Consider the following 19,361-nt stretch of genomic DNA (forward strand, 5'->3'; position numbering starts at 1 on the left):
GTTTATAATCCTCCGTTTTCCGGTTTGTTATTGTAGCACGATTCCCTGCTTTGCGCAATCCTCTAATATCCGTTCCAGGACGTTTGAGACATCCCCTCCGAAATCAGGCAGATTCAAAAAGCGCACATCCCTTTCCCGTTTGAACCAGGTCAGCTGGCGTTTTGCAAAATGTCTTGTATCGCGTTTCAGTATATATACAGCCTCATCCAGGCTGCATCTGCCCTCCAGATAGTCCAGAATCTCCTTATATCCCAGCCCCTGCATGGAGGTATGGCCTCTCCGGCAGCCCATATCCTTTAATGCCTTTACTTCCTCCACCAGTCCCTGTTCCATCATCAGGTCCACCCTGCGGTCAATTCTCTCATAGAGCAGGGCCCGGTCTGTGTTCAGAACATAATAGAGGAAATTGTAGGGGGATTCCTTCTCCCTCTCCTGCTGGTTATGGAGGGAAATCTTCTCCCCTGTCTGGCGGAAGTATTCAATGGCCCGGATGACACGTTTTATATTGTTGGCATGGATTTGGGCGGCTGCCTCCGGGTCCACCTGGCGGAGCATGGCATGAAGGAGCTGGGGAGCCCTCTCTCCCTCCCTCTCAGCCAGGGCTTCCAGTTCCCTGCGGACAGGGCTGCTGTCCTCATTTTCTTTAAAATCAATGTCGTACAGCAGGGCCTGTATATAAAAGCCGGTTCCGCCGGCAATGACAGGAATACGGCCGTGGCTGTAAATCTCCCTCAGGGCCTCCTTTGCCATCTGCTGGAAGGTGACCACATTAAAGGAGTCCCGGGGATCCAGCACGTCAATGAGATAATGGGGAACCCCGTCCATTTCCCCGGGAGTCACCTTGGCAGAGCCGATATCCATGTGCCTGTATACCTGCATGGAATCCGCGCTGACGATCTCCCCGCCAATGGCCTTTGCCAGCCGGATGGAAAGGGCGGTCTTTCCCACTGCCGTGGGTCCTGTGAGGACAATGAGCGGCTGCTTCATATGTTAAAAGCTCCTTTCAGACAATGCGTTTGAATTTTTTCTCCAGCTCATACTTGCTCATGGAGATGATGGTAGGCCTGCCGTGAGGGCAGGCATAGGGGTTTTCCAGGTCCAGAAGCTGGTCAATGAGCACATTGGCCTCCTGGAAGGACATGGTATGATGTCCTTTGACAGCTGCCTTGCAGGACATGGAGGCCACCTTTTCATAGATGATGTCCGGGTTATGTACAGACATATCCTCCGAAAGCCCGTCGATCATCTCTGTCAGCAGTTCCTTCTTGGCAATGGAAAACAGGTTGGCAGGCACGCCGCGCACCGCGTATTCCCTGCCGCCAAAGGGTTCTATCTCAAAACCGATTCCCGTGAAATAATCCATATATTTCTCCAGGAGAAGTTCTTCGTTCATGTTCAGTGTAAGGATAATGGGCGGGTCCACCATCTGCATGTCGTACTGCCTTGTCTTTAAGGACTTGATGGTATTCTCATAGAGCACCTTTTCATGGGCAGCATGCTGGTCAATGATGAACAGCTGTTCATTGTACTCCACCATCCAGTAGGTGTCAAACAGCTGGCCGATAAGCTTGTGCTTCAGCCTGGCCTTGGGGTCCAAAAGCTTGCCGTCAAACAGGTCCAGCTGTTCCGGCCCGGCGGTGCAGCCGGCTGTACCGGCTCCTGTATGGGCAGAAGCGGTACCGGTTGTGTCTGAATTCCCGGTCATACCGGGTTCTGGATGACTGGGGACTGTCTGGCCGGAGTCTGACTGACTGGGCGCTGTCTGGCCGTGGGCTGTCTGGCTGGAAATTGTTTGGCCGGGGCCTGTCTGACCGGAAGCTGTCTGACCAGGTGCCGTCTGGCCGGAGCCTGTCTGTCCGGAAACTGTCTGTCCGGAGTCTGTCTGGCCGGAGTCTGTCTGTCCGGAAGCTGGCCCGCCGGCCCCAATATCCTTCCCGGCAGAAACCGTGTTTTCCGTTTGATGGGGATTAACTGCGGCCGGGGAGACTGAACGCTTTTCCTGTTCCTTTCTTCTCTCCTTCAGCCAGTCAGGCATCAGCTCATTGACAAAGGATGGCCTGGGCGGGGCTGACTGGGTGTAAACTGAACCAGCGCCGGAGGACGGGCCGCCGTTCTGTACCTGGACGGGGCTGCCGGAGGTTTTCTGGCTTAGGTTCTCCCGCCTGCGCACCTCGAACGGCTCCGGGCGGGGAGCCAGTTTCTCTGCCAGCTGCCTGGCCTCCTTTTCCTGTTTTGCTTCCAGGCTGACCTGGGGGATCAGCTCCTTGTGGGCCAGGGCATTGCTGACAGCCCTTAACACTGCATGGTACACCTTTTCCCCGTCGGCAAAGCGCAGTTCCATCTTGGTGGGATGCACATTTACGTCCAGGGTGTCCGGCTCAATATGGAAATGCAGCATGGTAAAGGGATACTTGTGCTGCATCATATAGGGTTTATATGCCTCCTCAATGGCCTTGGATATAATGGAACTCTTGATGTAACGGCCATTGATGAAATAATTTTCATAATTCCGGTTGGATCTGGCTATGACCGGCTTGCCTGTAAATCCGGTGACTGTAATCCAGTCCTCATTGATTTCCACCGGGAGAAGGTTTCCCGCAATCTCCCGTCCGAATACAGTATATATCAGGTCCTTCAGGTTGTGGTTTCCTGAGGTGTAGAGCTTATTTTGATTGTTCTGTATGAAGCGGATGGAAATATCCGGGTGGGAAAGGGCAATCTTCTCCACCAGGGCCGCCACATGGGCGCCCTCTGTCATGGGTGTCTTAAGGAATTTCTTCCTCGCAGGCGTGTTGTAAAACAGGTTTCGGGCAATGATGGTGGTACCATCAGGGGCGCCTATTTCCTCCAGCCCCTTCTCAACCCCGCCTTCAATCTGGTACCGGGAACCGGTAAGGCTGTCCCCCGTCTTTGTAATCAGCTCCACCTGGGCCACGGCCGCTATGCTGGCCAGGGCCTCGCCGCGGAAACCCAGGGAGGAAATGGTGAATAAATCCTCCACTGTCTTGATTTTACTTGTGGCGTGGCGCAGGAATGCCAGGGGTATTTCCTCCTTTGGGATGCCCCATCCGTTGTCGGTGACGCGAATCAAGGAACAGCCGCCGTCCTTGATTTCCACGGTTACGGCGGTGGCATGGGCGTCAACGGCATTTTCCAGCAGCTCCTTCACTACGGAAGCAGGCCGCTCAATGACCTCGCCGGCTGCAATTTTGTTGATGGTGCTTTGGTCTAAAACAGTTATGTTGGCCATGTTTAAGTTCCTTTCTGTCTGTACTCAGCCAAAAAGTATCTCTAAAAGCCGGCCCCAATCTCAGATGCCAGGGCCGGCTTTATCAGTTGCTTTTTACAGGTATATAATCCCTGACCTGTATCTACTTTACCGACTTGCCGGAACGTTCGAAAAGGAACGTGCGCAGGCCGTTTATGCAGACAGCGCCCATCTGTCTCTTATCCAGAAGATAGCCGCCATGGTCCCTGGTATATAACAACAGGCACTGCTGTGTCTCGCATATGTGGGATATCTGGCTGTATGCGTGGACTGCCCTGCATCCGGTTGGAACAGTCTGAATTAAAGAGGCCGCTGCGGATAAAGCCCGGCCCCATGGTGCGGACCAGATACGCCAGAATCAGGAAGAGGGTCTTCTGTTATCATATCAGATTCCTTTTCCTTGCTGCACCGGCGGCCTTCCGCCCCAATACTGCATTACATGATGCAGCACGGTTTATCCCCTCTCTTTATATACAACAAAACCAGATAAAACACAAGCCCTTTTTACAGAACCATGGACCTTTGAACCATGGGTCTTACCAGGTTATGGGCACTACAAATCCATAAGTCCCTCCAGAACATGGACCTCCATGCGTCCCTGCTCCAGGTCCACATTCAGAATACAGTCACCGATGGCGGGAAGCATCAGTTCCTTTCCGTCCTTCATGGCAACCACATATACATCATTGGCCCCTGTTTCCAGCACATCCTTAAGGGTTCCCAGCTCCGCGCCCTGGTCCGATACCACAGTAAGTCCAATCAGGTCCGTGATAAAGTATTCATCGGGCTCCAGGTCCACGGCCTGATCCCTGGTTATCAGCAGGTCCCTGGATTTATATTTTTCTATTTCATTTATATTGTCATATCCCCTGAATTTGAGGATGACCATGTTCTTGAAGAATTTCACATGTTCGATTTCCATGGGAATATGCTCTTTTCCTGTGTCAAGGATGACTTCCTTCAGCTCTTTGAAACGTTTGGCGTCATCTGTGGTGGGGAATACCTTTACTTCCCCTTTGATTCCGTGGGCGGAGGTTATGACTCCCACTCTCAGCATGTTTTCCATACACCTGTCACCTTTCTGTGATAAGTAATTTTACGGATAAATGTTCCGGGACAATATTCCCGGGCAATAAATGAACCGCCAGCCCTGCGGCCAGCGGTCCTTCATTGTCTGCGTACTGAATCCTGCTTACTGAATCTCAACGATTACTTTCTTGTCTTCCTTGGATGCAGCGGCCTTGACAACGGAACGGATTGCCTTTGCAATCCTGCCCTGCTTGCCGATGACCTTGCCCATGTCGGCAGGAGACACCTTAAGCTCAATCAGGGTGTCCTCGCCCTTCATTGATTCGGTAACAACAACTTCTTCTGGGTTATCGACCAGTGCTTTCGCAATCACTTCGACTAATTCCTTCATCTTAACACCTCATTGTCAACTACTGAATGCCGGCGATTTTTAAGAGCTTTCCTACGGTCTCAGTTGGCTGTGCACCTGTTGCTAACCACTTCTTAGCTGCTTCCTCGTCAAATTTGATGACACTTGGTTCCCTGGTTGGGTCATAAGTGCCGATTTCCGCGATGAATTTGCCATCCCTTGGGGATCTGGAATCAGCAACTACGATTCTATAGAAAGGAGCCTTCTTCTGTCCCATTCTTCTTAATCTCATCTTTACTGCCATGTGATTTCACCTCCTTGTGAATTGTTCTTATATTAGACATACAGGAGTATTCCTGTTTGACTAGCCTGGTCTGCGGATTGTGGTATCAGCATTCTGTGTCCTAAAAGGGCATCTTCATCTTGCCGCCCAGCAGTCCTCCCAGACCGCCGAATCCGCCTTTTCGCTTGCCGCCGCCCATAAGGCCCGGCATCTGCTTCATCATTTTCTTCATCTGGTCAAACTGTTTTACCAGACGGTTGACCTCGCTGACCTCCACACCGGCGCCTTTTGCAATGCGCTGTTTCCTGGAAGGGTTTATGAGGTTTGGATTAGCCCTCTCCTCCTTTGTCATGGAGAGGATGATGGACTCTACTCTGTGCATGGATTTTTCACCTTCATCCATATCCACACCGGACAGCTGGTTTCCCATACCCGGCATCATGGAAAGAATACTTCCCATACCGCCCATCTTTTTAATCTGCTGCATCTGGGTCAGAAAATCATTGTAATCAAATTCCGCCTTGCGCAGCTTCTGGCTCAGCTCCTTGGCCTGTTCCTCATCCACCTCGGCAGCCGCTTTCTCAATCAGGGACTGGATATCGCCCATTCCCAGGATTCTGGAAGCCATTCTGTCCGGGTAGAACTGTTCCAGATCAGACAGCTTCTCGCCCATACCAACATATAGAATCGGTTTACCTGTGACTGCGCGGATGGAAAGGGCCGCACCGCCTCTGGTATCGCCATCCAGCTTTGTGAGGATGACACCGTCAATACCTATCTTATCGTTAAATGTACCTGCCACATTCACTGCATCCTGGCCGGTCATGGCGTCCACCACCAATATGGTCTGGCAGACATCCAGATTGTCCTTTATCTCTACCAGCTCATCCATCATGGTCTCATCAATGTGGAGACGTCCCGCTGTATCCAGGATAACCACGTTAAGTCCGTTCTTGGATGCGTGTTCCAGTGCCGCCTTGGCAATGTCCACAGGCTTGTTTTTGTTGCCCATGGAGAACACCGGAATACCTACCCGGTCGCCGTTAATCTGCAGCTGCTCTATGGCAGCCGGCCGGTAGATGTCGCAGGCAGCTAACAGGGGCTTACGTCCCTTTGCCTTCATCTTTGCTGCAATCTTGGCCGTGGTCGTGGTCTTACCCGCGCCCTGGAGACCAGCCATCATGATAATGCTGATTTCGTTGGAGGGCTTTAAGGAAATCTCTGTTGTCTCGGAACCCATGAGCTTTACCAGCTCCTCGGTCACGATTTTGATGACAGTCTGTCCCGGTGTCAGGCTTCCGAATACATCCTCGCCCACCGCCCGTTCCTGAACGGACCCGATAAACTGTTTAACCACACGGAAGCTTACATCTGCTTCCAGAAGCGCCATCTTGACTTCCTTTAACGCGGCTTTTACATCGGCTTCTGAAAGACGGCCTTTACCGCGAAGGTTCTTGAATACATTTTGTAATTTATCGGATAAGCTTTCAAAAGCCATGAAATAATCCTCCTAAGACTGCACTGCATTCAATGAATCACACATCAAAGCGTGCTGGTGATTTCTGCGGACAACCGCCTAATCTGGTCAATGAGTGCCATATCCCTGGTGCGTATGCATTCATCAGAGAGACGCTCCAGCTCGCCGGCTATCTCCTTGACTTTAATGAACTTGGCTACCAGATGAAGCTTGGCCTCATAATCCTTTAGTATCTTGTCGCATCTTTTTATCAAATCGTGGACACCCTGACGGCTGATTCCCTGCTCTCCCGCTATCTCGCTGGGGGAAAGGTCACCGAACACCACGTCCTCGTATATCCTGCGCTGATGTTCTGTCAGCAGTTCTCCATAAAAATCATATAACAAACCCTGTTCCACAATCTTTTCCATTTCAACCACCTGTGCTATCATACACGATAGAAAAAGGATTGTCAAGCATTTTCACTTGACAATCCCAAAAATTATTGATAGTAAACATTTTTGTTTACAGATATCAGCAGTATGGCAGCAATAAAGCATCCTATAATAAGAATTCGGTATATTCCGGAAAAACGGGCGCCAACCTGGCTGTCAATGAGACAGAACAGGATACTGCCAAACATCAGGATGGTGGGAAGCAGCACAAAAAACATGTATTTTCCCTTGGAAACACTGCGGGGAGGCGGTGTGCACCGCACCAGCTTCACAAGAGGAATCCTGCCAAGGCGGAAACAGGGACCGAAGGTAAAGGAAGCCTGATAGGCGATTCCTTCCAGCCGGACCAGGGCATAGGTGAATTCCAGCCGGATCGTCTCATAGTCCAGATTCCTTCTGGCCGCGTAAAGAGCTGTCTCCCGCGCAAAGTCCTCCGGCGTCAGGATTTCCCCCTCAGGTTCAAAATAGATGTACTGGGAGTGGAGTTCCTTCTGAAACATCTTCCAGTCTTTCCTGATATCCTCCAACCAGGTGGTATTGCCATCTTCACGGCTGAATTCCTCCAGACAGCTTTCCACGATGGAAGGTTTCAGCGTCTGCTGTTCTTCCAGTCTGGAACATATCTGTTCAAGCTTCTTTAACTGTGACATTTCCCCGTCAATCCGGTCCAGACGCATGCGCATCAGATCGCTTACGCTCAGCCGCCCCTCAAAATATCCGCGGATATCCCGGATGGGAATTCCCAGCTGCCGCAGAAAACGGATTTCCAGCAGACGCTGTATATCTTCCTCGCTGTAATCCCTGTACCGGTTTCCCTCTGTGCGCCGGGGCGCTAAAAGCTCCTCGCTTTCATAATAACGTATATTTTTCCGGTCCAGGCCGGTACGGGCCTCGGCTTCTTTCATTTTCATAAACTCATCTCCTTTCTGTTTCTGACTTGATTATAAGGTATCCACCAACTGTACAGTCAAGGGAAATGAGTGAATTTTATTTGTTTTATATTGGCACTCCCTGAATCCCGGAAGGAATTAACACAATCAAAAAGGGAAAACAATTCAGTTTTCCCTTTCAAAAACAATGGCATAATTGCTGTTGCTTGTCAATACCCTTTTTTCGCTGGATGGGCTTATAATCTGGACCAGCCGCCATCCCTGGGCAGATTCCTCCCTGATAATATCTTTACACTTCTCAATTGTTTCAGCATTACCACTTTTCAAATCCCCGTCAAATGGAACTTCCACAAAATTATATTCATATTTTCCCATATCCGCAACTCTTTCTCTTTTGATATTTGCACTTATTATAGCGCTGGATATCATAAAGATACTATGGGAATTTATAAAGGGCATATAAAGATTATATATAGATTCAGGAATAGTTCCTATTATCGGTCACAGAGGGGTTTGTAATTCTCTTCCTTCATAATGCTTGTATAGGCAGGGCGGATAATCTTATCCATATTAATCAATTCCTCAATACGATGCGCGCTCCATCCCACGATTCTGGCGATTGCAAAGATGGGCGTGAACATTTCTTCCGGAATATCCAGCATGCTGTATACAAATCCGCTGTAGAAGTCCACATTGGCGCTGACGCCCTTGTAGATTCTGCGTTCCTCGGTGATAACCTTGGGGCCCAGCTCCTCAATCATGGAATAGAGGGCAAATTCCTCCATACGGCCCTTTTCCTCTGAAAGCTGGCGCACAAAGCGTTTGAAAATCTCGGCACGCGGATCTGACTTGGAATACACTGCATGGCCCATTCCATAGATAAGGCCTTTGCGGTCAAATGCCTCTTTGTGAAGCAGTTTCTTCAGATAGGATTCCACCTCATCCCTGTCAGTGACATCCTTTACCTCACTCCTTAAATCCTGCATCATTTCCACTACCTTGATGTTGGCTCCGCCGTGCTTGGGTCCCTTTAAGGAGGCCAGGGCTGCGGAGATGACAGAATATGTATCTGTGCCAGAGGAGGTAACCACATGGGTGGTAAAGGTAGAGTTGTTGCCGCCTCCATGCTCCATATGCAGGATTAACGCCAAATCCAGCACATGGGCTTCCACCTGCGAGTACTTCATGTCGGGCCTCAGAAGGCGGAGCAGATTCTCTGCAGTAGAGAGATTTTCGTCCGGGCGGTGTATGTACATGCTGCCGTCCCTCTCATAATGGTTATAGGCATGGTAGCCGTACACAGCCAGCATGGGCATTACGCTGATGAGCATCATGCACTGTCTGAGTACATTGGGAACCGTAATATCCCAGGCCTTCTCGTCATAGGAAGCCAGGGTGAGAATACTCTTGCTCAGGGATATCATCATATCTTTTGTCGGTGCTTTCATTACTACATCACGGACAAAATTTGTGGGAAGTGTACGGCTGAATGCCAGGCTTTCTTTAAATTTTGTAAGCTGATCTGCATTAGGAAGTTCTCCGAACAGAAGCAGGTATGCAATTTCTTCAAAACCATATCGGTTTTCTCTCACTACACCGCCAATCAAATCATAGATATTATAACCTCTGTAAAATAGTTTTCCTTCGCAGGGGACCTTTACTCCATCCACTACTTTGTTGGCTTCGATTTTGGACACCTTCGTCAGACCCGCTACCACGCCGTTTCCGTTTTTATCACGGAGCCCCCGCTTCACGTCGTACTTTTCATACAGTTCCAAATCAATCCTCTCATCGCTCAGACAAATGTCTGACCACTGGCTCAAGTTGTCCATAAATTCCTTTGTTTCAATCATGCAAAACCTCTCCTTTCGACTGTTTGATTTTCTCTTATAAAATTCCTCCTGTAAAAGTGGTATTTTTACTATTTTATTCCATTTTAAGATTTTTTGCAAACTTTTTTTACTTTTTTGTATAAATAAAAGTTCAAAACAGGAAGGATTCCTGCTCTATCACCTGTTTTTCAGCGCAGATTTTGTCTACGAGGGGCTGAAGGAGCGGTTCGGCTGTCCGCTGGAGTTTTTCCAGTTTACTGGTTTCTATAGGTTCACCGTAGGCCATATACTGATCATACGTTTGTGTATCCATAAGGTATGGATACAGTTTCGGGAAAATGCGTTTCTTAATATATTGAAATATCTTAACTCCTCCATAATCCAAGTCGCCTGTGTGGAGATAGGCCGTCCCACAGGAAGTATGAATGCCGGACAAAACCCGTTCCAGCTGAATCAGAAACGCACGCTCATCCGGAGAAAAGTATCCGTGTGAATATATGATTAGAGTCCCTTCCTCATAGGGCATGCTTTCATAATTCGCTTTATTTTCCACTGTAATCACCTTTGAAATGGACTGCTCCGGTGGGATAGATGCGCTTCTGAGCGTCTGATTATTAAAGACAAATCCACTGGGAAACAGGGAAAGATTTATCTTGTTTCCTGCCAGTTCAATAATCAGGTTTCCTTTCACGGCTAACTCTTGGGCATAGCCGTTAATCATCAGCTGATCCAGTACCTGCCGGTCATCCATGTCATCATTTACCGTGTCCAGATAAGCCCTCGCAGCAGATAAGACTTTGGATTGCAGATGTTTTTCAAATGCCTTGGATTTACCCAGATATTTTTTACTAAAAATCCTTTTGTAGACTGGTTCCTGTAGACAATCTACGGCCTTGAAACAAGTAAACAGCAGTTCCCGTTTTGGGGTATCCAGTGCTTTGGGAACATCTCCTTTATCCAGACTTTGGAGAAAGGATTGGTAATAGCTGCGTATCCACTGGCTTTGTATCAAAGCAAGCTGTTGGTCCACCTCTTCTTTCAGTTTATTGATACGCTTGAACTTCGGTATTTTTCCCAGTCGTTGGTATATAGTCTCCATCTGTTCCAGGCTGTACCACGCCTTCTCCGCTTCGATACCGTACTGATACCATTTGACCTTCACCAGCCCTTCCATTTCCAGTTCCATAAGCTGGTTCATAAAGTCCCGTTTTCCTGTCTCTTTAAAATCCTGTTCCCTGAATATGACAGAGCGTTTTCCGCTCATACCTTTCTTCCAGTCCACAGTACTCTTCTCGTATTTTTGGATAATACATTCCAGCGGTGCATTCATAAACAGCTTTCCCTCCCTTTTTATAATGACGGTTATTATAACGTATCCGCAAATTCATCCCCATCTTCTATATCCTGCATCAGCTCAACAAAGCGCTCCCGTTCAAATTCCTGGATGGATATGGACTTTTTGTTGGGGTTTGCAAAGACAAAGGTCTTGTCCACGTTTTCCACGTAATTCTGGATTTTGTCATTGGTGGCGCTGATGATGGCCTGGAACCCAAGGCCGCGGATGAGTTCAATACAGCTGGCCACCTTCTCCCCGTCCATCTTGGAAAATGCTTCGTCCAGCACCACCAGACGTATGGTTGGATTGCGCTCCACCTTGGAGGGCAGATTGATGCGGTAGGCCTGGGCAAAGCTGGCCAGAAGAGCCACATACAGCGGGTTCTGTCCTTCTCCGCCTGAATTCTTCTTAATCATTTTGCTCAGCCGTATTTTGATTACCTCGTCTTCATTCTGTATAAGCTGCTGCATGTCAAAGGACAGGTAGGTGCGGTAATCTGAATACTTATCCATGTTCCGCCTGGCCTCGTCCATCTGCTCCGGGGTGGCGTTTTCCGGGGGAATGAAAATACTGATGAGTTCATTCATCAAATCCCCATACTGTTTTTCATGCTCTATGGTAAACAGGTCCATCTGGTTTTCATAGGAATAATTGAGGTCGGCCGGATTGATGTCCAGTGAATCATCCATAAACATATCGTAGAAACGCCCGTCAGGTCCTTTGTTGCGGCCGATAACAAACTGGTATTTGTCCTTTCCGAAATCCAGGCGGCTGATGATGCGGTTCAGCTCATCCTTGCGTATCAGGGCCTCCCGGATTGCGCTGCGGATTTTATACATAAAGTCATCCCGGAAATGTTCCACCGCGGATTTGGCCTGCTGCGTTGCTTTCTGCTTGTATTCTTCCAGATTATCGCATTTCAGGTCGCTTAAAAGGCGGTCATAGGCAGCATTATCTCTGGCGTTTACCGTAAAATTGCGGTTGGGGTAAGTCCTGATATAGCTGGTCCTGACGGCCAGAAGCTCCTGAAAAGCTGCTTCCCTGGCCTCAGACAGTTTGCTGCACCTGGCAATGAAGGTTTCCTTTTCCCTGTCATAGCGCACCGTATCCCTGGAGGGCAGATAGGCTGACAGTTCGTTGTCATAGTCAGGATTCTGCTTTAACTCCCGTTCCTTTGACGTGAGAAGGGACTGGCTGTCAATGGACTTATTCCGGCACCCTTCTATCTCCCGCTCTTTGTCACGGATCAGCACATTCAGGCTGTCCCTCTCCCTCTTTTTGCCGTCGCAGAGCGTGATAACCGCCTGGCGGTCCCGTTCTAACTGGTCTACATTTTGCTCCTTTAAAAGCTCCAGCTTCTGTATCAGTTTTTTCTTTTCACGCTCCTTGGCTTTGTAGCTGTTTATGTCATTCAGCCAGTCCATGTATTCCGTGGGTTCGGCTGAGAGCCAGGGGAGGGCCAGGATTCTAAGGGACTCCCTGGCCGTTTCCTCCAAAGGCTTTTTCTTTTCCTCCAGGCTCGCCAGTTCCTGCTCCAGAAGACGGATACGCCTCCTGACGCTGTCCTTGCCGATATAGGCAAATTTAGTGTAGTTATCCGGGTTGATGTGCTGCAGGCGGAAGGTGTGGTAGAGCATGCAGCCGCTGGTGATGCCGATACGGCATTCCCTTAATTCATCTATGGTATTGCACTTGATGACCTTTCCAAGCAGCAGGTCTGTATAAGGTTTTAAGTAGGACTCCCTCACAGTCACTTCCTCTGAGAGGGCGCCTTTTTGTACCTGGGGCTGGTTCTGGGATGCCTTTTCCGTATCCAGCACAGCCACATTGAAGTATTCCTTTTTATCCAGTTCCCCGTAGATTTCCAGGGCGGCTCTGGCGTATTTAGGAGATACCACCAGATTTAATTTATTGTTTCCCAGATAGCCCTCCACCGCGTTGCGCCACTCATCTCTCTTTACGTCCAGCAGATCGGCCAGCACATGCACATCCACGCTCTTACCAGTTTTCTCCAGAAGGCGGCGCTGGATGTAGCTCCTGGCATTTTCCAGGTATTTGGGATAGGCTTTGCTGCCAGAACGAAGTTTTTCCAGTTCATCTCTTGTCTGCTTTTCCTGCTTTTTGAGCTCTCTGACACCGGCAGCAGCTTCCTGATGCTGTTTTTCCGTATCTGTACGCATGGATACCATGTTTTTTTTCAGTCGTTCCAATGTCTCCAGGTCAATGGTGCGGTTTTCAAATTCCTCCATATCCCAAAGGGTCTGGTTGGAGGTGATGTCCTCTTCCTCCCAGCGCTTTAAGGCGGTTGCGGTCTGCTGCCACCTGGCTTCGCTTTTTCCCAGCTGTTCCAACAGTTCATTCAGGCTCTTAAGCTGGCTTTTCAGCTCCTCATACCCTGTGGAGGCAATACGGCGCAGCAGCTCGTCGCTCTGCCGGGTCAGCTCGCCAATCTGTTCGTCCACTGAGCTTCTGGCCTGAACCTGCTTTTTCAGGTCCTCTCCTGCCAGCTTTGCCCTGTCAGCCAGGGTACGGACCTCTGACTGAAGCTGCAGAATCTCCAGTTTCTGCACAAAGTAGGAACATTTTTCGATCTGCTGTTCCTTGTCAGCATAGGTTAGGAATCTGTCCTCAATCTGTTTTAAGGATTGGATTTCCGCACATGTGTCCTCTATTTTCTTTCTCATGCGGCCGTACTGCATAACACTTTCCTGCATGTCCTCGATATGGATGTCCTGCTCCATGCAGATATATTCTTTTACAAAATCCTCCAGTTTGATGTTCATTCTGAATGGGATGGCCCGCTTGAAGAGAAGGGGGAATTTTTCAGAGTCCAGGCCCCCCAGGTAGGAATCGTAGAGTATGCGGCGGAATCGCTCGTTGTGGGAGGTCAGGAAATAATCCTCCCGGCTGTAATTCGCCTGAAGATAGTCTTCTATTTCCACGATGGACATGGTCCGTTTCCCGCCCCTGTAGCCATTGTCCCACATGGGTCCTTTGTGCCAGAAGAAACGGCGGGATATCTCATTGGTGGCTGTCTCCACATCAAAGACAATTCCCACGCACTGGCACTGGCCCGTATCGCTTCGTTTCAGTTCCAACACAATGGTAGAGGAAAAATTCTGGTTGCGCAGATAGGAAAACTCGTTGTTTTCACCGATATTTACCATACCTCTCAAGTATTCAATCAGGCTGCGGTCAGAGTCATCGGCAGCCGCCTTGTTGAAGAAGCCCCTGCCGTCCGTATTAGCATAGAGCACAATCTGCATGGCGTCTATAACCGTGGACTTGCCGCTGCCCGAATGTCCGGTAAAAAAATTAATTTCATCATTAAAGGACAGGGTCCTTTTGGTTATATAGTGCCAGTTATTCAAACATATCCTGGAAAGGGCGAGAAAACGATCGTTTGCTATTTTCTGTTCCATGGTTCTCCTTCCTCTGATGCCATTTCATCCTCTGTCATTTCATCCTGTGTCATCTCATCCTCCGCCATTTCGTCCTCCGTCATTCCGTCCGTGGCGTCCGGTTCTTCCTCCTCCAAATCAGCTTTCAACTGGACTCCGCTTTCATCCGAATCATCCTCAAAGGAGGAAAGAAGGCAGCGCACATCGTCTCCCATGAGCACCACGTTGATGCAGGGATATATAATCATGCGGCTTTCGCTTTTTAAGTCCTCCAGCAGATCCAAAGGTTCTATAACCTGGTATTTTTTCAGGAGGGTCACTGCCCGGCGGATTTCCGTGAGAGCGGGCTGCTTCTTGAACAGCCTGTAATTGCCCAGCTTTTCGTGGATTTCCCGCAGAGATGTATAGACATTGACACTGGTGGAAACGCTTTCCATCTGTTCATCGTATATCAGCTTCAGCACCAGCAGATACAGGGTGGCCAGGCGGGGCAGCTTGTCTCCCACCACAGTTTCACCCTGGATGTACATGACGCCCATCTGGCTGTTTTCGCGCAGCTCCACTCCGCTGATGGCAAAATAATTCTTCATAAATTCCAGGTGTTTGCTGCATACCCGGTAATCTCTGTTGTACTGGAATCTTCCGGTGCGCTTGTCATATTTGTGTTCCAGTATAAAGGTCTGGCGCCACAGGAGACGGATGATTTCCGTCACTTCCATCTGCTCCGACTGCATCAGATTGTCGTAGTAAGGAACGCCGTTTCCGGTGTATCCGGCCGCCGGCGCGATGTCTGTCATGCTGTTTTCCAATTCCATGTTTTCCACTATCTTGCCCTCCTGACAAATACCAGCCGCGGATAGGTATAGCCTTTGCAGTGCACCATTTCCGAATCTTCCTCTTCCACCTTATAAGGACTCTTTCTCCTGGTGGAATAGTCATAGGCCAGTATCAGTTTTTCAAAGTCCTGGTCCGAATGTATGGTTTGTTCGTCCACCACCATTTTTCCCTCTGTCATGCTGCCTTCTATAAAGGCTTCAATCTCCTTCTGGCTGTAACGGTTCCTGACCTTGTTCAGGTTCAGAACTTCCTCCATGGACAGTTCCTCGGATTCTTCCTCATCCTTTAACTGTTCTGTAAAGTCTGCCTTGGTCTTACGCCGTTTGTACAGGGATTTTTCTGACAATATGGTCATCTGGGACAGGTTCATCCTGGCGCTTACAGATGCCAGCTCCTCTTCCGGGCAGCCGTATTCCGAAAGATGGTTTAAAAGCCTGATTACAAGCCCCTTCATGTTGTCCTCCTGGTTTAACAGGTAGTTGAGGCGTGTGACGGTTGCCTTGACATAACGGGAGTGCTCCTTGTCCATGTTGGAGATGCGGTGTTCTATATCATCGAACCCGCGCTCCAGCTGGTCCAGCTTCTCCACAATATCGTATTCTGTCAGGGGGGCCTTTTTCTGGCCTCTGGCTGAAGCCGCGCTTTTTGCGCACATTTTATTTATCCAGGAACTGTCCTCCCGCATGGCGGCTATCCAGGATTTAATATCTGTCTTGTAGAGATAAAAATTGTCCGAGGTCTTTAATATATGATATTTTTTATTGACGATTTCCGTCACGTATCCTTCCAGGTGCTCCTTTAACAGGGTCCCGTAATTTTTTTGTTCCAGCAGGCTGCCAAAGAACTTATCCATATTGTGCAGCATGTCCTGAAGGGACTTGTTCAGTTTTTTCGTATTTATGAGAGCCGTATTTAGCAGGCTGACGCTGGAGCGGGGGTCGTTTTTCAGAGAAAATAGAATGGCATAGACATTCTGGATATAAACCTGGGTCTCATCCTCATCATCGCCTAATAAACGTGAAAATGCCTCAATCATCACCGCGGCGTAATCCGGAATGACGATGTTGACCGTCATGCTGGCGTAATCATCCACCTTGCGGAGCCAGCCGGTCCTCAGGAGCCAGTTAAGAACCCTGGTGGCAGGCGGTTCCAGTTCATCCCAGTCATCCTCGGTCTCGTCCTGCCATATGACATATTTTTTCTGGGAGAAATATTCACTTAAAAGCTGGATGCAGACTTCCCTGCTGAGAAAGTAATTGCTGTACTCATACTCCTCGTTGATTTTAAGAAGTGCCTCTATGTAAGTAGACCGGTTGACAGAGCGGAACAGGCTCCAGAACCGGTCTGGTATTTCATTCATCAGTATCATTTACAAACCTCCGTATTTCCCTATCATTATAACAGGAAACACCGGAAGTGACAATCAGAAATCATTGGCCCCGCCATCTCCTGACTCCCGGAGCCAGGCTTTCAGATATCCGAGAAGGACAGGCTGGATGTCAGGATAAGTCCAGTTGGCGGGCGGTTCCCTAAACAGTGCGGTGCGGGCTATCTCATACCCCTCCGGTATGGGGCCCAGCTCTGTAATGTCGCCGTAATAGAGCATTCCGTAGCTTATCCCAGGCGTATCAGGGTCTCCAGCGGTCTCACGGACCGAATATGCGCTTAACGGCATCAGGGTGAAGCCCACTGCACCGGTCTCTTCGTATAATTCCCTGCGGGCCGTGTGTTCTATCTTTTCCCCTGCTTCCCTGCGGCCTCCGGGACACTCGTAGGTATCCCGATCCCTGTGCTGGCAGAACAGCCATTTCCCCTGGTATCTGGACAGGATGACTGCAAACTTCAGCAGGGAATCATCCACTGTGTTGTGAAATTCGACGCTTATCATGTGGTATCCTCCTTATCAGGAATGTACGGCGTGTGTGATTGGGATTGTTATAATGCTTAAACAGCCAGTCTCCCGGCAAAGGTTTTCATTCGTTATCATGGTCCAGTCCAAGGTAAAGAAGCAGTCCTATGGAAAAAAACAGGATATGGGGGATAACGGAAAAGGACATGCGCCAAATCCACAGGGGGGCTCCCGGGAATAACGGAAGGGGGACAAACAGCCACAGCATACAGAGCATGTAGAGTGCAGCTGTCAGCCCTCCCACTACAAGGAGTTTTTTTCTCATGCCGGATTCAGCTATCCGTACAGTGCCTGCCACATTCAGCACATGCATCAGGCTGACAGCAAATCCCACACTTATAAGAGGCATGACGGATGTCTGCAGCAGGATATAAGGCATGGAATTGTATGTCCTGGTTTTTAGCACATCCAGATGCCGTCCTAACGCTGTCAGAATGAGGTATGAGGCCAGGGTCAGGATGCCCCAGAACACGGCCTTTTTCAGGTGACGCTTTCTGACGGCAGACCTGGTCTCCTCATCTGCACCGGCTGGCATCTGACCGTATATGACTACAAGAATATCGGTTCCGAAGGCACTTGCCAGGGTTTCCAGCATATCCAGATCCGGCTGGCTCCTGCCTGTTTCCCAATTGGATACGGCCTGCCGGGTGACGTGAATCTTTTGGGCCAGCTGTTCCTGGGACATCCCCTGTTCCTTTCTCAATTTTACAATATTCTTTCCTACTGTATTTTTCATAGCGGTACCTCCGGGAACCATTTTATAATAGTCTTTGTTCTGAATTCATATTATCTGCTCTTGGTTCCGGTGTCACGCAATAATCTGTTGCACCCTTATAATATAAGGCTTTTTCCATGCCCGGTTGAATATTATTTTAAATGCTCCTCGTATGACAGCATCCGTTCCTCGTAGCCGTCCAGTTTCCAGTCCAGCCTTGCCAGGACTTGGTTCAGCTCATTGATTCGGGCCGCAATCTGTTCCCGCTGTTCCAGAAGGAGATTCTTTCTGGCCTGGATGGTGGAAGCTCCCTGATGGAACAATGTCACATATTCCAGCAATGTCTCCACGGAAACCCCTGCGCTGCGCATGCACTTGATATACTCCACCCAATGGCAGTCATCCTCGGAATAATTGCGGATGCCGCCGGACGTGCGGCCCACATGGGGAAGAAGGCCGATCCGTTCATAGTAGCGCAGTGTATCGGCCGATATGTCATATTGTCTGCTGACTTCTGCAATAGTCAAACCTTCATCAACTCCTTTACCCTGTAATCTTGTATGAATCAATTTTTGTATGAATCAATACATCTGAGCTCATATCTGCGGCTGCCAAGGCCAAGAGAATGGGCTGCCTCCACCGTGTGTATCCCGTTCCGGGATTCTATGCGCTCTATCAGGGCAGCCTTTCCGTCATCCTCAGAAGCGTATACTGCATCCACACACGCCTGGTCCAGGGCTACAGGATCTGCGGATGCGAAAATACCGATGTCCCCCATCTCCGGGTCATGGGGATGGGCGTCGCAGTCGCAGTCCACGGACAGACGGTTGGCCACATTGATGTACACTATATTTTCACGGCCCATATAGTCCATGACGGAGCGATCCGCGTCCGCCATGGATTCCAGGAATGAATCGTGGTCCGCTGTAAATACATCCTCAAACCGGGTGCTGGTGCCGGAAGAGTGAATCCATATTTTGCCGTAAGAGGATGCAAGCCCAATGGACATGTTCTTTAAAGCCCCGCCAAAGCCTCCCATGGCATGGCCTTTGAAATGAGAAAGCATGAGCATGGAATCATAGTTTTGAAGATGGGATCCCACATAATTTTCCGTCAGATGATGACCGCCTGTTACCGGAAGGGGCATATGGCCCTCCTCGTCCAGGATATCACAGGGAGCAATGGCTGTGAACCCATGGTCCCGCATGGTCTCCCAGTGAGCTTTGGAAGTGTTCCTTCTTCCCTCATAGGCAGTATTGCACTCCACAATGGTGCCCTTAAGTTCCTGTACAAGGTTCCTGATAAGCTCCGGCTGCAGGAAATTGCGGCCGCCCGGCTCCCCTGTGGAGATCTTTACCGCTGCGCTGCCGGGGAGCGAGACACCCAATGCGCGGTAAATCCGGACCAGGCTTTCCGGCGTGATTTCCCTTGTCATGTAAACAATAGACATATTGATTGTCCTCCTTGAAATGTTGTTGTTAAGCTGTAATGAGAGTCTACAACTTAAAGTCAACTCCAAGTCAAGAGAAAATGAGGAAAATTGCCGTAAAATGTAATATTAACTTCTTGTTTCACCAACTAAATTCGTGATTGACGATTTC

The 19,361-nt window shown here is 49.3% G+C and carries 19 protein-coding genes; all 19 read right to left on the bottom strand.

Annotated features, from left to right (window positions below):
- Positions 1-27: 27 nt before the first annotated feature.
- The 19 genes from miaA to LI015_RS22040 all read right to left on the bottom strand — a co-directional run bounded on the left by miaA (position 28) and on the right by LI015_RS22040 (position 19,210).
- Entirely contained in the window at positions 28-987 is a 960-nt protein-coding gene (gene miaA, locus LI015_RS21940; protein ID WP_002567737.1) for a tRNA (adenosine(37)-N6)-dimethylallyltransferase MiaA, read from the bottom strand.
- A gap of 16 nt (positions 988-1,003) precedes the next feature.
- The gene (gene mutL / locus LI015_RS28280) at positions 1,004-3,250 is read right to left on the bottom strand and encodes a DNA mismatch repair endonuclease MutL (RefSeq protein ID WP_264468453.1); all 2,247 of its coding nucleotides are present in this window, start codon (positions 3,248-3,250) and stop codon (positions 1,004-1,006) included.
- Between the two features lie 121 nt (positions 3,251-3,371).
- Positions 3,372-3,617: a YcxB family protein gene (locus tag LI015_RS28610; protein WP_330629889.1), complete on the bottom strand. Its 246-nt coding sequence runs from the start codon at positions 3,615-3,617 to the stop codon at positions 3,372-3,374.
- A gap of 204 nt (positions 3,618-3,821) precedes the next feature.
- Positions 3,822-4,334 (bottom strand): ribosome maturation factor RimM, encoded by a 513-nt coding sequence (rimM, locus tag LI015_RS21965; RefSeq protein ID WP_002567739.1) that lies wholly within the window; start codon positions 4,332-4,334, stop codon positions 3,822-3,824.
- 126 nt (positions 4,335-4,460) lie between these two features.
- A complete protein-coding gene (locus LI015_RS21970) occupies positions 4,461-4,688 on the bottom strand; it encodes a KH domain-containing protein (protein ID WP_002567740.1) in 228 nt (75 codons plus the stop codon).
- A gap of 19 nt (positions 4,689-4,707) precedes the next feature.
- Positions 4,708-4,950, bottom strand: a complete 243-nt coding sequence (rpsP, locus tag LI015_RS21975) for a 30S ribosomal protein S16 (RefSeq protein WP_002567741.1) — start codon at positions 4,948-4,950, stop codon at positions 4,708-4,710.
- A gap of 100 nt (positions 4,951-5,050) precedes the next feature.
- On the bottom strand, positions 5,051-6,427 hold the full coding sequence (gene ffh / locus LI015_RS21980; RefSeq protein WP_002567742.1) for a signal recognition particle protein: 1,377 nt from the start codon (positions 6,425-6,427) through the stop codon (positions 5,051-5,053).
- A gap of 44 nt (positions 6,428-6,471) precedes the next feature.
- Positions 6,472-6,816, bottom strand: a complete 345-nt coding sequence (gene ylxM / locus LI015_RS21985; RefSeq protein ID WP_002567743.1) for a YlxM family DNA-binding protein — start codon at positions 6,814-6,816, stop codon at positions 6,472-6,474.
- A 71-nt stretch (positions 6,817-6,887) separates the two neighbouring features.
- Entirely contained in the window at positions 6,888-7,751 is an 864-nt protein-coding gene (locus tag LI015_RS21990) for a MerR family transcriptional regulator (RefSeq protein WP_002567744.1), read from the bottom strand.
- 144 nt (positions 7,752-7,895) lie between these two features.
- Positions 7,896-8,105, bottom strand: a complete 210-nt coding sequence (locus tag LI015_RS21995) for a DUF4177 domain-containing protein (protein ID WP_054354301.1) — start codon at positions 8,103-8,105, stop codon at positions 7,896-7,898.
- 119 nt (positions 8,106-8,224) lie between these two features.
- The gene (locus tag LI015_RS22000; RefSeq protein ID WP_002567746.1) at positions 8,225-9,583 is read right to left on the bottom strand and encodes a citrate/2-methylcitrate synthase; all 1,359 of its coding nucleotides are present in this window, start codon (positions 9,581-9,583) and stop codon (positions 8,225-8,227) included.
- Positions 9,584-9,713: 130 nt separating this feature from the next.
- A complete protein-coding gene (locus LI015_RS22005) occupies positions 9,714-10,892 on the bottom strand; it encodes a Wadjet anti-phage system protein JetD domain-containing protein (protein WP_227126381.1) in 1,179 nt (392 codons plus the stop codon).
- A 35-nt stretch (positions 10,893-10,927) separates the two neighbouring features.
- Positions 10,928-14,320 carry an ATP-binding protein gene (locus LI015_RS22010; RefSeq protein ID WP_118018737.1) on the bottom strand — a complete coding sequence of 1,131 codons (3,393 nt, stop codon included), beginning with the start codon at positions 14,318-14,320 and terminating at the stop codon, positions 10,928-10,930.
- Complete coding sequence (locus tag LI015_RS22015) at positions 14,305-15,123, bottom strand: DUF4194 domain-containing protein (protein ID WP_227126382.1); 819 nt, start codon at positions 15,121-15,123, stop codon at positions 14,305-14,307. Before LI015_RS22015 ends, LI015_RS22010 begins: the two co-directional genes overlap by 16 nt.
- Positions 15,123-16,505, bottom strand: coding sequence for a Wadjet anti-phage system protein JetA family protein (locus LI015_RS22020; protein WP_002567750.1), 1,383 nt, complete (start codon positions 16,503-16,505; stop codon positions 15,123-15,125). Before LI015_RS22020 ends, LI015_RS22015 begins: the two co-directional genes overlap by 1 nt.
- A 54-nt stretch (positions 16,506-16,559) precedes the next feature.
- Positions 16,560-17,024: an NUDIX hydrolase gene (locus tag LI015_RS22025; protein WP_227126383.1), complete on the bottom strand. Its 465-nt coding sequence runs from the start codon at positions 17,022-17,024 to the stop codon at positions 16,560-16,562.
- Between the two features lie 85 nt (positions 17,025-17,109).
- On the bottom strand, positions 17,110-17,781 hold the full coding sequence (locus LI015_RS22030; RefSeq protein WP_002567752.1) for a helix-turn-helix transcriptional regulator: 672 nt from the start codon (positions 17,779-17,781) through the stop codon (positions 17,110-17,112).
- Between the two features lie 131 nt (positions 17,782-17,912).
- The gene (locus LI015_RS22035; protein ID WP_002567753.1) at positions 17,913-18,287 is read right to left on the bottom strand and encodes a MerR family transcriptional regulator; all 375 of its coding nucleotides are present in this window, start codon (positions 18,285-18,287) and stop codon (positions 17,913-17,915) included.
- Between the two features lie 38 nt (positions 18,288-18,325).
- Complete coding sequence (locus LI015_RS22040; protein WP_002573110.1) at positions 18,326-19,210, bottom strand: DUF362 domain-containing protein; 885 nt, start codon at positions 19,208-19,210, stop codon at positions 18,326-18,328.
- Positions 19,211-19,361 lie beyond the last annotated feature (151 nt).

The sequence above is a fragment of the Enterocloster sp. 210928-DFI.2.20 genome (assembly GCF_020554465.1).
Lineage (GTDB): Bacteria > Bacillota > Clostridia > Lachnospirales > Lachnospiraceae > Enterocloster > Enterocloster bolteae.